The sequence below is a fragment of the Nocardia sp. NPDC004860 genome, assembly GCF_040609015.1.
In the GTDB taxonomy this organism is placed as follows: Bacteria; Actinomycetota; Actinomycetes; order Mycobacteriales; family Mycobacteriaceae; genus Nocardia.
The window spans coordinates 1-12,768 of record NZ_JBEXJI010000058.1; the positions used below are offsets into that span (position 1 = coordinate 1).

Consider the following 12,768-nt stretch of genomic DNA (forward strand, 5'->3'; position numbering starts at 1 on the left):
GTTCGGCGCGTTCGTGGTCACCGTCGTGGCGGTGGAGGTGCCCAGGCGTTTTCGGCGGCGCCGCTGCGGCACTCGTAGTCCCTCCTCGCGCCAGAGGCGTTGGATCTTCTTGTGGTTGACCGTCCAGCCTTCGCCGCGGGCGTCGTGATAGGCGCGGCGGAAACCCTGCCGTGGATGGGTTTTCGCCCAGTCGCGGAGCCAATCACGCAGCGCCGCATCGGGATCCGTGGCGATCTGGTTGCCCGGGGTATGGCGCTGGGGACTTCGGTGCTGCCCGGTGACCCGGCGGGCGAACCGTTCGCTGACCTCCAGCACGCGCATCAGTCCGCCACGGCCGCCCGCCGGCGTTCAGGGTCTAGAAGTTTCCCTTGGCGATCTCCTTCAATGCCGCTTTCTCCAACTCTGCTTCGGCGAGAAGTCTTTTCAGGGTGAAGTTTTCGCGTTCGAGGTCTTTCAACCGTTTGGCGTCGTCGGCCTTCAACCCGCCGAACTGGTTGCGCCATCGGTAGTAGGTGGCCTCGGTGATCTGCAGGGTCCGGCACACGTCGGCGATGTCCTTGCCCTCACCCAGCAGCCGATCCGCCTCGGCCAGCTTGCGCACGACTTGTTCGGGGGTGTGCCTTTTGCGTGTCGCCATGGTCTTCGAGCCTTCCTGCCCACTTCGTGGGCCGCAAGGCTCTCACACGCCCCGGACCGAAATCATGGGATCAGGTCAGCATCGTCCGAGCACTTCACGGCGAAGCGCCGATGGCGTCGCGTCGTGGATCGTCGGAGAGCTCCGAGGTCACGCCGGCACGGACGTTCACCGCACCGCCCGCCATCCCCGAGCACGCCACGTCCTATCACTTGTTATTACCCGGAACGAAGCTGGAACTGTAATGCAACCGCTGCACGCAAACTCGCTGCTCGCCGGAAGGTTGCGCAAGCGCGGCCCGGGATTCCATCACATGACCCTTCTCTCGACGACATGGCCTCGACCGCGCAGGCCCTGCGACGGGTTCGATCCGATCGATACTGACACCCGGCTCAATTCGTGGAGCGAGACTCTTCCGCCGCGGCGGTGTCCCGGGAGCTGGATCAGGCATCGTTGACCGTGGTGGAGGATCTGCTCGAGCAAGTTCGGACATTGATGTGTAGCGGACCCACTCTGCCTGCGACGGGAGCGCTTTCCTCGTACCGGCGTCCACTGACCATCGATCCGGCTGGCCAGCGCCATGGGCGGTGTAATCGGTGAATCGGTCGGCGCGATGAGGCACTGATCGGTATCGCATTCTCAGGCTTGTGGCTGTGGTTTCGATGAGTGCTCTTTCCGCTCGTCTCGGCTTCGGGAACATTCACCATGGTGGTCGGTGATGACGGGCACCGCACTGATTTAGACACTGGCCGCGGCGATCGGAGTGGCAGCAAGGCGGAGCGGATACCCCACTCGCTCAATCCGACGAGTACATCGCCTCGTGAGCGATCTCGAGCATCGTTCCGATGTCTGTGAACTTGCTGCGCGGGCGGCACTGCTCGCGCCCCCGGGCCCGCTCAGCGGCGTCGATCGCCTGCCAGCCGCGCAGATCCACCGCCTCGGGACGGCGTTCGCCGATCAGGGCGCGCAGCGCCTGTCGATCATTCCCGGGCTTGGGACGGGTGAGCCGCCCTGCGAGCAGATCTGTGAAGAACGATCGAACTGTCTCCTGTGCGCACTTCTTATTCGTCCCGATCACCCCGGAAGGCCCTCGCTTGATCCAGCCGGCGGTGTACACCCCGGGCAGCGGCTGACCGCTACGAGGGTCGATCACGCGCCCGTCGATGTTGGGCAGCACGCCTCGTTCGTCGTCGAAGGGCATGCCCGGCACCGGCTTGCCTCGGTAACCGATGGAACGCAGGACCAGGGTGGTATCGATGATTTCTCGGTAGTCGGTCGCGCGGGCCTTCAAGGTACCGTCTCCGCCTTGGTACAACTCGTTGCGCACGATCTCGAGCCCCTCCACCCGGCCTCCGCCGAGGATCCGAGTCGGGCTGGTGAGGTAGCGCAGGACGATTCGTTTGCTCGCCGGGTGCGGACACTGCGCGGAGATCTCTTCCGCCACGCGAGTTTTCAGATGCATCGAGTACGGTCCGTCGATGCCGTCGACTGCGGCGCGGCTGTTGGCGTCAAGATCGAGCTCGCCTTCCTCGATCACCACATCCACCCCCGGAATACGTTGCAGCGCCAGCAGTTCGGGACTGGTATATGCGGCCTGCGCCGGTCCCCGTCGCCCGAGTACCACCACTTCCCGGATACGGCTGTGGAGGAGCGCGGCCAGGGCGTGCTCGGCGATGTCGGTGCGAGCGAGCTGGTCGGGGTCGGTGACCAGAATCCGCGCGACGTCGAGGGCAACGTTGCCGTTGCCGACCACCACCGCCCGCTCACCACTGAGGTCGAAGTGCCGGTCGGTGTAGTCAGGGTGCCCGTTGTACCAGGCCACGAACTCGGTCGCGGCCACGCTGCCGGGAAGGCTTTCGCCGGGGATCCCCAGTTTGCGATCGGACATGGCACCAACGGTGTAGATCACCGCATGGTGGTACTCGAGCAGCTCGTCGTGCGAGATGTGTTCGCCGACGCCGACGTTGAGGTGGAATCCGAAGGCAGTCTTGGTGGAAGTCCTGCGGAACATGTCGGTGACGATCTTGGTTCCGAAGTGGTCGGGTGCGACCCCGGCGCGGACGAGTCCCCAGGGGGTGGGGAGTCGGTCGAACATCTCGACTTCGATGGCGCCGTTGCTTCCCTGGGTGAGCAGTTCTTCTGCCGCGTAGACGCCAGCCGGCCCGGAGCCCACCACTGCGACCCGGACCGGGACTTCATCGCGCGGAACCTTCAGCGAGGCCAGCGGGATGAACGGCATGCCGGTGGAGTCCAGCGGATGCCGCTGGAAGTACCCGGCGTTGATCGCGGTGTAGCGGTCGTACTTCTCGGGCAGTTCGTCTTCATAGAAGATCGCGTCCACCGGGCACGCGTCCTTACACGCACCACAGTCGATGCAGGTCTGCGGGTCGATGTAGAGCATTTCGCTGGTGCGGTACTCCGGGTCGTCCGGCCTCGGGCGGATGCAGTCGACCGGGCAGACCTCGACACACGAGGCATCGTTACAACAGGGCTGGGTGACAACGTAAGACATCGTGATTCCTTGGTGTGCTCGGTCGACCTCATCCGATGGGGCGAGGTCAGTGCGCGGTCCAGCCGCCGTCGATCACGAAGGTCTGACCGACGATGAAGTCCCCGCCTGCACTCAGCAGGTGCACGGCGAGCGAAGCGACGTCCTCGGGCTGCCCGAGCCGCCCGGCCGGCGTGCCGGCGGTCATCGCGTCATAGAGCTCCTTCGGGATGTCGCCGAGGATGGGGGTTTCGATGGTGCCCGGAGCGATCACGTTGACCCGCACCTTGTCGGCCGCGTACTGGATCGACGTCTGCCTCGACAGCGCGATTATGCCGCCCTTGGCGGCGGCGTAAGCGGCGGTGTTCTGCATACCGATCAGCGCCGCGACCGAGGAGACATTGACAATCTTCCCGCCACCGGACTCGATCATGGACGGGATCACCGCCTGCATGCCGAGCCACATCCCCTTCAGGTCGATGTCGAGGATGAGATTCCAGCTGTCCTCGGTCAAATCCACGGCGGTGTCGGGGGTGGGAGAGACGATGCCAGCGACCTGGCACAGGCCGCTGATGCGGCCGAACTCCGACAGCGTGCTGGCGGTGACGTTCTTCCAGCCCTCGCGGTCACGCACATCCAGTTCGTGACCGCGGGCCTGGCCTCCCTCCTCGCGGATGGCCTCGGTGGTCTCGTCGGCGGCTTTGATGTCGGTGCAGATCACCGTCGCCCCGGCATGGGCGGCGGCTAGCGCGGTCGACCGCCCAATTCCGGATCCAGCGCCGGTCACGATGACGATCTGATCGGTAAGTGTGGTCATTGCAGCTCCTTCGAGAGTGATCGGTGCTGAGCACCGGCGATGGTCCAGATTCATGGATTTTCCGGACCGAGGCGTCGGGTCCGGCTCGGCTGATCCGGACCCGACGGGGACTTGCGGGGATGTACGGTCAGTCTTCGAAGATCTCGATGGCGCCTTCGGGGCAGCTGCGGGCTCCGCGGCGCGCGATGGCCTCGAGCCCTGCGGCGACGGTGATCAGCTCGCCGGCAGGCGAGGCGAAGCCGTTGTCATCGGCCTTGTAGACGTTTTTGGCGACCGTCCAGCACCGGCCGTGTCCGGCGCAGAGTTCCTGGTCGACGCGGTACTTCATCACGCCCCCTTGCTGCCGCCGACTGGGAAGATCAGCGGCAGGGTGGTCATGCTGCGCAGCACACCGGTCTCGTAGGACGGGGACTTGCCGGGGGCGATCTCAAAGTCGGGAATCCGGCGCAGCACTTCCTCGAGGACGACGCGCAGTTCGAGACGGGCCAGATGTGATCCGATGCACCGGTGGACGCCGACTCCGAAGGCGGTATGCACGATGCCGTCGCGGTAGATGTCGAGCTTGCTCGGATCCTCGACAGCCTCGGGGTCGCGGGATGCGGAGGCGTAGTTGAGCAGGATGAAATCGCCCTCCTTGAGGTGGGTTCCGGCGACCTCGACGTCGCGGGTGACCGAGCGCCCCAACGCGACCACCGGCGGGAACACGCGGGCGAATTCCTCCACTGCGTTCGGGATCAGCGTGGGATCGGCGGCTAGGGCCTTACGGTCGGCGGGGTTGTTGGCCAGGTGGTGCACCGCGCCCGACATCACGTAGGTGGTGGTGGCGATGCCGCCCAGCGTCAGGTCGGTGAGAATCGAGACCCGGTCCTCCCACGGGCACAGCTCACCGTTCTTGTCGACACCGGCGGCGATTGCGTCGAGCAGATCGCCGGGGCCGGGGTTGTCCTTGCGCTTGGCGAGGTGTTCCCCGAGGTAGCCGAACGCCTTGGCGAAGGAGTCGGCACGCTTGTCCGGCGGGCCGTAGATGCCTGTGTCCATGGCCTTGAGCAGCATCGGCAGGTCCTCGACCGGCACGTCGACGAGGTTCTTGAAGAACGCGCGGCCGGGCAGTTCGGCGCCGAAGTCGGCCACGAAGTCGCACTCACCCCGGTCGATGAAGCCGTCGATCAATTCGGTCGCGTCCGCGCGGATCTGATCTTCGAAGGCCGCCACTGCCCGCGGCGCGAAGAACGGGTTGAGCACGGTGCGCCACTGGTCGTGGTACGGCGGATCGGACTCCTCCGGGTAGAGGTAGGGCAGCCCTTCGGGACGGTTGGGTTGGAAACCCTTCGCGCTGCTGAAGGTCTGCCAGTCCTGGCCCGCGCGGCGGACGTCCTCGTATCGGTTGATCACGTAGTACCCCTCGCCGACGTTGCTGCGCGCGACGGGGCACTTTGCGACGAACGCGTCGAGCACATCGGTGAAGTGCTCATTGAACTTGGGGTCGTCGATGTCGAAATCGTTGAACATGTCGCGGCCGAACTGTTGCTGCGTCACTGCGGGATGCCTTTCTTCGGGCTGCGATCGTAAGAAACGATCGTTTGTTTTGAGGCTAGGTATCCGCAAGAACTGTGTCAAGAACCACATCTGAGGTCTGCGGAGACCGGTGTCACTTCCGACAGTGGTGCAGATAGCGGCACTTTTCGGATGTTTGTCGATGCACGTCGGAGCTCATCGACGCGCTTCGTTCATGCCTCGGCCCCTGGAGGAGATGCACCATGTCCGCGGGATCCACCGCCCTCGATACGCACCCGATCCGCCCTCGGAAACTCTCGGTGTCGGCGTGGTCGAATTGAGCGCACGGGGTGTTAGGGCGACCGTTGTAACCTTCCCTGCGCTGAGGAAGGAACGAGGTCGGGAAGTCATGCCTATGGCTGCAAGTTCGTGGGAATCAGCCCAAGCGGCCGCCCAGTGGCATGGCATCGCGCACGCCTGTCGTGACGGTGCCGAATTCCTGCGCGCGACGGATGTCCAGCCCGACTGCACATGCCGGACCGCCGGTTTATCGTTGTGGGGATATCTGCCTGGGCGAGCCGGTCGAGTTGGCGCCGGTTTCGAGGATGTTGCCGCCGAGGGGTGAGCTGGCCGACGATGGCCAGGTTCGGCCAAGGCGCGTAGCCCCTCCTGCTGCGATTCCCGTCATATCATAGGGGCCGGACCGTAGAGGAAAGGCCAGATGGCGGGGAAGGGACGCAAGTTCGATGCGGAATTCCGTGAGGGAGCGGTCCGGATCGTGCGCGAGACCGGGCGGCCGGTCGCGCAGGTTGCCTGTGATTTGGGGGTCAACGAGGGCACGCTGACCACGTGGGTTGCCCGGGACCGGCAGTAGCGTGAAGGGGCTGCTGATGACCGGCTCAGCGAGTCCGAGCGGGCCGAGTTGCTGTGGCTGCGGCGTGACGCCGAGCTGGCGATGGAGCGTGATGTGCTCGAGCGATCAGTGGTCGGATGGGTGAAGGAGGCGACCAAGTGAGCGTGCCCGGATTCATCGCCTCCCAGAGGATTGAACACGGTGTGCCGCATGCCGTTTCGTGCCGCGCTCTCGAGGTCAGCGAGTCGTAGTTCTATAAGTGGAACGACCGTGAGCCCACCGAGCGCCAGCAGCGCGGCACCGATTTGACCGCCGCGATCGGAAAGGAGTTCGAAGATTCCGGCCGCACCTACGGCGGCCCTCGTATCGGGCTGGAGCTGCGGGAGAAGGGCTGGCGGGTCTCCGACAACACCATCGCCGCGCTGATGGCTGAAAATGGTTGGTAGCAAGGAAAGTCAAACGTAAACACTCGACTAACCGGCAAGGTAAACGTCATGCCGCGCCGGATCTGGTGCACCGCCAGTTCACCGCGGTCGCCTAGGACGTCCTGTGGGTCGGCGATGTCACCGAGATCGTCACCGACGAGGGGAAACTGTATTTGGCGGCGGTGGAAGACCGGTTCTCCGTCGGCTGCTCGGCTACGCCACCAGTGCCCACCATGACGCCGAACTGGCGTGTGCCGCACTGAAAATGGCTGCCGCCACGCGAGGCGGGTTCGACACGATCAACGGGGTGATCTTGCACCCCGACCACGGCAGCGAATACACCGCCGCGGCCACGAACAGCATTTCAGGCGCGACACACTAGTTGCTGCACAGGCGCTCTCACAAGGTGTCATCGTTCTCACCTGCGGCACGCACGGCACTATGGTCCGGCTGCTGCCGCCACACACCATCAGCGACGAACTGCTCACCGATGTCCTCTAGTCCGCCCTCTGAACAGACACCCGACCACCACTGCCGGGATCGCTACTACAACACCTGTACCCGCCCGGGATCGATGGTGAAGTCCACCTGACGGTTCAGTGCTGTCGCCTCGTCGTAAGTGACAGCACGAAACCGGATGGTGTCGCGTCCCGGCCGCACCTGGCCGACCTTCCACAGCGCGCAGTGTGGAACTGTTGCGATCACAGCGAAGCCGCCTGAGGTGTTACCGTCCATACCCAAGATGGTGAGAACATCGCCGTTCGCCAGCAATCCACCTACCGGATAGGCGTCATCCAGGACATTGGACGGATGCCCCCCTGTGACGATGCTGCCTCCGTTTGCCCAACGGAACCGATGCGGGTGCAATCGGGTGCCCACCCGATCCGAGTTCAGATCCACTCGCCATGGCAGGCTCACCAACTCACTCCAATCCTGGTCGGTGAGGAAGTCGGGTGCGGAACGGGGGCCGGCGAGAATCTCAAGCTCCCATTCCGTGGTGAACCGCGGACGCAGAGCCTCCGGGAACCGACGGGCGGAAACCGGGTCGCGAGGCAGCGCCGACAGTACATCGCCTCGCAGCAGCGACCGCCCCTCCACACCGCCGATCCCCGTGATCAGTGACGTTGCCGCCGAGCCCAGAGCCTCAAAAACATCGAGCCCGCCACGGACCGCGAGATACAGTCGGTAGCCGGGCCTGCCCGGGTTGGCCGTACGCAATACGTCACCGGGACGCACCCGCACTGTCTCCCAGATCGGCACGGGGACATCGTTGAGCCGCGCGTGGATCCCCTCGGGACCGGCCAGCGCGATCTGGGTGTCCTCGAGGAACGCCACCGACATCGCGATCTTGTCGATCTCAAGGGCCGGAGCACCGGGCGGATTTCCCACAAGCACGTTCGAGGCCCGGAAGCACAGATGATCCATTGGGCCGGATGGGAAGTAGCCCTGAGCCAGCAGCCCGGTACGTCCCGGCCACGCCTGTACCGTGGACTGGATACCCGGATCGATCACCTCGACCACCGGCCTGCCGCTCACGGCACTTCCACCCTGGCAGCCGCCGCGCTCCGGAACTGCGCGATATCCGCGCTAAGCCCTGCCAGCCGCTCGACCTCCGACAAGTAGTCGGCAACCACGAACTCCCCGTCCTCGATCTGATATCGGTAGGTCCCTTCGAAGACCTGCTGGCGTGCGGCGAGCAACTCTCGTTCGTCCACCCGAGTGAAACGTACCCGGTCACCGGGCCGGAACAGATTGGTACGCAGCGGGTCGGACCGCTCCGAACCTTCCTCGGTCGTACTCAATCCGATGAAACTCGACCCGATGGGAACCGTACGGCCGAACAGCTGGTATCCGCCGGGCGACTCGATAGGATAGAGCACCACGCACGGACCGCCGATGCCGACCGCACCCTCCGGCGTCCACATCCGCGCGGGGTTGTACTTGGGCGCTGACAGCTGGGTGCGCGGGTCCAGCGCGAACAGTGACGGTAGCCCCGGGAAATACCCGATGAAAGCGTTCCACCACATGGTTGCGAGAAATTCCGCGTAGAACTCTTCTCTGGAGAGGAAACCGTTATAGCGGACCACATAGTCGACGTTGTCACCGTCGACGACGTTGGGCGCGTCCGGGCGGGTCGTTATCCGGTACTGCTGTACCGCTTCTCGTGTCGATTCGTCGTCGAAGGCGATGGGCAGCTCCACGACACGACTCTGCAGGACCAGCGACGCCAGCTCCGGCAATGTCCGCTGCCGCTCGACGAGTTCATCGAGCAGTCGCTCACGCTCGACTCGGTCGGGTGAGAACTCGACCATCAGTGACCGATATCCGGGTGCGGCCTGGGTGAGGCCGTGGATCGGCCGTACGCGAAGATCGTGGAGAAAGGCGTGGACCCGGAGATTGAGAGTCAGGTCGAGGGTCATCTCACCGTACTCGACGAGCAGCTGATGATCGCCCGCCTGCCGGATCCTCGTTGACGGACGCTCGCCGTCACCCGCCACGGCGCGCAAGATCGCCGAGCTCGACATTAGGGGTCCTTTCGATTCGTCGCCGGATTCGGCAGAATCAGGAATATCTGTGAAGTGTTTCGGCTTCGTGGTTGTCATATATACCGTAGAGGAGAGCTGCAATCAGCGTCGACACAATCGCGCTCGCCCACCGCAACCTGGTGCACGCTGCCGTTTCCGCCGAGGGCGCTCGTCGTGTCGCGGACCGACTGGTCGACGCGATCGGCGGATGGGCATTGCTGCTCGACGCGACCGGGGTCCTGCGCGCTTCCGTTCCTTCGGGAGCTCGTTCCCATCTCCCGAGAGTACGTACCGAGTTGGCACGCTTCGCCGACCAGATGTCGCCCGCTGTCATCGCTATCTCGCTGCCGAACGAGACCGTTTCGATCTTCCCGATACAAACCCGCGGCCGGGTCCGCGGTTACCTCGCGCTGGGACGGACCTCGACACTAAATCCATCCGAGCGCTCGTTGGTCGATACTGCCACCCTGCTGTTGACAGCGGAATGGCGCAAGGAAGACGCGCTCATCCTGCCCGCGCGCCGCCACAATCGCGCCCTGCTCCAGGTTTTGCTCGAGGGCCGCCGCGACGTTGCCCGCAATCTCGGCGAGATCCTCCGGATCCCGACTCCCGACGGAGACGTGCGGGCCGCCTTGCTCGGTGTGCCGCGACGGTTTCGGACCGATCTCCTGGAGGCGGTCGAACAGGATCCGGCACTGCGACGTGTGGAGACGGTCGTCGCGGAGATCCAGCCCGGCCGCGTCGGTGTGGTGCTGCCGGTGGCCGAGGGAGATGTGCGGACGCTCGAGGCGGTCCTGCGGCACGTGCCCTTTGCTCACGGCGCTGTATCCGAGCGGACGACGATCGACGAGTTGCCGACCGCTTGGCGCCAGGTACGGGGCGTGTTCGACGCCGCGTCCGATGTGACCGGACGACTCTACGAGACCAAGGATCTCTCCGATGCCGGTCTGCTGCGGCACCTGCGCTCCGACAGCGCAATCACCTGGGCCCACGCGGCGCTGGCACCGGTCGTGACACTGAGCGAGGGCTCCAAAGTGGATTTCCTCCAGACACTGCGCGCATTCCTGGGCAACAACGGCCAGGCCGATGCTTCGGCGACCGCGCTGGGAATCCACCGGCATACTCTCCGCTACCGGATGAGCAGGATCGAAGACGCGCTGCAACAAGACCTCGACGACCCCAACATCCGCGCCGAATTGTGGGTGGCGCTGCGGCTGGCATCGGACAACATTCCGATGCCAGCCGCGCCAACGGCGGTCAGCTCTCGACAACCTTCTTGAGATTCGCCAGGCCACCCGAGATGGCCTCGTCGAAAGCTGCCGCGAGCTCGGACGGCCCCAGCTCCGTGCTGTAGACGACAATGGTCTGTCTGTCGGTGATGGGCAGCACGTCGACCGTTCCGAGATGGCCAGTGACCGGCAGATCCCCGCCCACTACGCGGTACTGCAGGCGCCGTCTGGCGCTGTCGTTGGTGACAATGTCCTCCACGAGCTTCGAACCGCTCGCGAGCGTGACAGTCCGCTGATCGGCGTCACCGACCGATTCGTTCATCGACGGCATCCAGTCGGCAATGTTGGGCGCATCGCCGACGATGCGCCAGACCTCGTCGGCGGCGGCATTGATGATGATGTGGGAACGGATCTCGGACACGGGACCTCCTGATCGGACGTTTACTCCTCGCCCCGGAGTGTGCGTGGCTATCCCGATGCCGTCTGTGCGCGGAACGCACGACTCCTCTTCCGGCAGTGGTCCGATTTGATGATCGCCTCGGACTATTGGTCGTGCCTTCGCACTGCGGTGGCCGCGGTATCGGACACGGCTCCGAGTCCGAGCACGTTGGCCCGGATGCCGTCATTCCCCGGTAGGGCCCATGCCGACCGGCAGGCACACCACATCGGACACAGCCGAGAACTCTGTCGAGTGGGAATGTGGGAAGGCACAGGACCAGCACTAGAGGAGGTAATGCGATGATCGCACACCACGGCCGCCCACATTTCACCACCACGACCCCTGCGGGCGATGTCGCATCGGCGGTCATCGCATGACCTCCACTGCGACGATCCGAGGAGTGTGGCTGGCGGGGCACGAAGTCGAGTCCGCTGAGGGCCGCACCTTCACGGTGATCGATCCGGCGACCGGCCTGCCGATCGCCGAGGTCGCCGACGCCGGAGCACCCGATGCTCGCGCGGCCATCGACGCCGCCCACGCCGCCGCGCCTGCCTGGGCAGCCACCTCACCTCGGGAACGCGCCCGTATCTTGCGGCGTGCCTTCGACATCGTGACCGCTCGCACCGAGGAGTTCGCCGCGCTGATCACCGCGGAGATGGGCAAGCCGCTGGCCGAGAGCCGCGGCGAAGTCGCCTATGGTGCCGCTTATCTCGAGTGGTACGCCGAGGAGGCTATACGCATCGGCGGCCGGGTGACCAAGGCACCCGCCGGAAACGGCCAGATCCTGGTCAACTACGAGCCGGTCGGCCTGTGCTATGCGGTGACGCCGTGGAACTTCCCGCTGGCGATGATCACTCGAAAAGTCGGCCCCGCGTTGGCTGCGGGCAACACGATGATCGTCAAGCCTGCCGAGGCCACCCCGCTCACCGCGCTGCTGATGGCACAGGTATTCGGTGAGGCAGGGCTCCCCGACGGGGTGCTGTCGGTGCTTCCATGTGCGAACCCGACCGCCGTCTCCGACGCGGTGTTCGCCGATCCCGGTCTGCGCAAGGTCACGTTCACCGGTTCCACCGCTGTGGGACGCAAACTACTCGCACAAGCTTCTGACGGTGTCCTGCGCGCATCGATGGAGCTCGGCGGCAATGCCCCATTCCTGGTATTCGAGGATGCCGATCTCGACAGCGCGCTCGAGGGAGCGATGGCGGCCAAGATGCGCAACGGCGGACAGGCCTGTACCGCCGCCAACCGGTTCCTCGTGCACAACGACGTGCGCCTGGAATTCGTCGAACGTCTCACCGAGCGCATCGCCGCGCTGCAGGTGGGCGCGGGTGTCGACCATAACGTCGTGGTGGGTCCGTTGATCACCGAGCGGCAGCGTTCGATGGTGCACGCGCTGGTCACCGAGGCGGTCACCGACGGCGCGGTGCTGAGGACCGGAGGAGTGCCGTTGCCCGGTGACGGCTTCTTCTACGCCCCCACCGTGCTCGACCGGGTTCCGGCGCATTCGCGCATCGTGTCGGAGGAGATCTTCGGCCCGGTGGCCGCGATTCGCGGTTTCGATACCGAGCAGGAGGCGATCACCGCGGCGAACGCCACCGAATACGGCCTCGCGGCCTATTTCTATACCTCGGACTTCAGTCGCGTGCAGCGTGTCTCGGCAGCTCTGCGAGCCGGAATGGTCGGAGTGAACCGCGGCGTGATCTCCGATGTCGCGGCGCCGTTCGGAGGAATCAATGCCTCCGGGTTGGGGTCCGAGGGTGGCGCCGAAGGCATCCATGAATACCTGAATGTCAAGTACATGGCATTACCGAACGGCTGATCCCCTGTCATACGCAGAGGGGCGCGGTGCAAGGTGCACCGCGCC

The 12,768-nt window shown here is 65.0% G+C and carries 11 protein-coding genes and 1 pseudogene; 4 read left to right on the plus strand and 8 right to left on the minus strand.

The window, feature by feature from the left end; genetic code table 11:
* The 5 genes and pseudogenes from ABZV44_RS45195 to ABZV44_RS45215 form a co-directional block, all read right to left on the minus strand.
* Positions 1-637 (minus strand): annotated as a pseudogene (locus ABZV44_RS45195) (transposase); the annotation flags it as partial.
* Positions 638-1,430: 793 nt separating this feature from the next.
* Positions 1,431-3,146, minus strand: coding sequence for an FAD-dependent oxidoreductase (locus ABZV44_RS45200; protein WP_354851487.1), 1,716 nt, complete (start codon positions 3,144-3,146; stop codon positions 1,431-1,433).
* Positions 3,147-3,192: 46 nt separating this feature from the next.
* Positions 3,193-3,939 (minus strand): SDR family NAD(P)-dependent oxidoreductase, encoded by a 747-nt coding sequence (locus tag ABZV44_RS45205; RefSeq protein WP_354851490.1) that lies wholly within the window; start codon positions 3,937-3,939, stop codon positions 3,193-3,195.
* 127 nt (positions 3,940-4,066) lie between these two features.
* Positions 4,067-4,267 carry a ferredoxin gene (locus ABZV44_RS45210; protein WP_354851493.1) on the minus strand — a complete coding sequence of 67 codons (201 nt, stop codon included), beginning with the start codon at positions 4,265-4,267 and terminating at the stop codon, positions 4,067-4,069.
* Positions 4,267-5,475, minus strand: coding sequence for a cytochrome P450 (locus ABZV44_RS45215; RefSeq protein WP_354851496.1), 1,209 nt, complete (start codon positions 5,473-5,475; stop codon positions 4,267-4,269). The genes ABZV44_RS45210 and ABZV44_RS45215 overlap by 1 nt, the downstream gene beginning before the upstream one ends.
* A gap of 679 nt (positions 5,476-6,154) precedes the next feature.
* Between ABZV44_RS45215 and ABZV44_RS45220 the strand changes: the two genes are divergently transcribed.
* Positions 6,155-6,307, plus strand: coding sequence for a transposase (locus ABZV44_RS45220; protein WP_354851499.1), 153 nt, complete (start codon positions 6,155-6,157; stop codon positions 6,305-6,307).
* Positions 6,308-6,591: 284 nt separating this feature from the next.
* Complete coding sequence (locus ABZV44_RS45225; protein WP_354851501.1) at positions 6,592-6,732, plus strand: IS3 family transposase; 141 nt, start codon at positions 6,592-6,594, stop codon at positions 6,730-6,732.
* A gap of 525 nt (positions 6,733-7,257) precedes the next feature.
* On the opposite strand, the gene ABZV44_RS45230 is transcribed toward ABZV44_RS45225, so the two are convergent.
* Both ABZV44_RS45230 and ABZV44_RS45235 read right to left on the minus strand, forming a co-directional pair.
* A complete protein-coding gene (locus tag ABZV44_RS45230) occupies positions 7,258-8,247 on the minus strand; it encodes a hypothetical protein (protein WP_354851504.1) in 990 nt (329 codons plus the stop codon).
* Positions 8,244-9,236, minus strand: a complete 993-nt coding sequence (locus tag ABZV44_RS45235; RefSeq protein ID WP_354851506.1) for a carboxyltransferase domain-containing protein — start codon at positions 9,234-9,236, stop codon at positions 8,244-8,246. The genes ABZV44_RS45230 and ABZV44_RS45235 overlap by 4 nt, the downstream gene beginning before the upstream one ends.
* Before the next feature lie 140 nt (positions 9,237-9,376).
* Between ABZV44_RS45235 and ABZV44_RS45240 the strand changes: the two genes are divergently transcribed.
* A complete protein-coding gene (locus ABZV44_RS45240) occupies positions 9,377-10,516 on the plus strand; it encodes a helix-turn-helix domain-containing protein (RefSeq protein WP_354851508.1) in 1,140 nt (379 codons plus the stop codon).
* On the opposite strand, the gene ABZV44_RS45245 is transcribed toward ABZV44_RS45240, so the two are convergent.
* Entirely contained in the window at positions 10,494-10,886 is a 393-nt protein-coding gene (locus ABZV44_RS45245) for an SRPBCC family protein (RefSeq protein WP_354851511.1), read from the minus strand. The two genes, ABZV44_RS45240 and ABZV44_RS45245, sit on opposite strands and share 23 nt — an antisense overlap.
* Positions 10,887-11,277: 391 nt before the next feature.
* On the opposite strand from ABZV44_RS45245, the gene ABZV44_RS45250 reads away from it, so the two are divergent.
* Positions 11,278-12,723, plus strand: a complete 1,446-nt coding sequence (locus tag ABZV44_RS45250; RefSeq protein WP_354851513.1) for an NAD-dependent succinate-semialdehyde dehydrogenase — start codon at positions 11,278-11,280, stop codon at positions 12,721-12,723.
* The last annotated feature ends 45 nt before the right edge of the window (positions 12,724-12,768 follow it).

Excerpts from the sequence above, each read along its gene's own strand:
- ABZV44_RS45200 (WP_354851487.1), bottom strand. The coding sequence starts at position 3,146 with ATGTCTTACGTTGTCACCCAGCCCTGTTGTAACGATGCCTCGTGTGTC.
- ABZV44_RS45205 (WP_354851490.1), bottom strand. The coding sequence starts at position 3,939 with ATGACCACACTTACCGATCAGATCGTCATCGTGACCGGCGCTGGATCC.
- ABZV44_RS45210 (WP_354851493.1), bottom strand. The coding sequence starts at position 4,267 with ATGAAGTACCGCGTCGACCAGGAACTCTGCGCCGGACACGGCCGGTGC.
- ABZV44_RS45220 (WP_354851499.1), top strand. The coding sequence starts at position 6,155 with ATGGCGGGGAAGGGACGCAAGTTCGATGCGGAATTCCGTGAGGGAGCG.
- ABZV44_RS45235 (WP_354851506.1), bottom strand. The coding sequence starts at position 9,236 with ATGTCGAGCTCGGCGATCTTGCGCGCCGTGGCGGGTGACGGCGAGCGT.
- ABZV44_RS45250 (WP_354851513.1), top strand. The coding sequence starts at position 11,278 with ATGACCTCCACTGCGACGATCCGAGGAGTGTGGCTGGCGGGGCACGAA.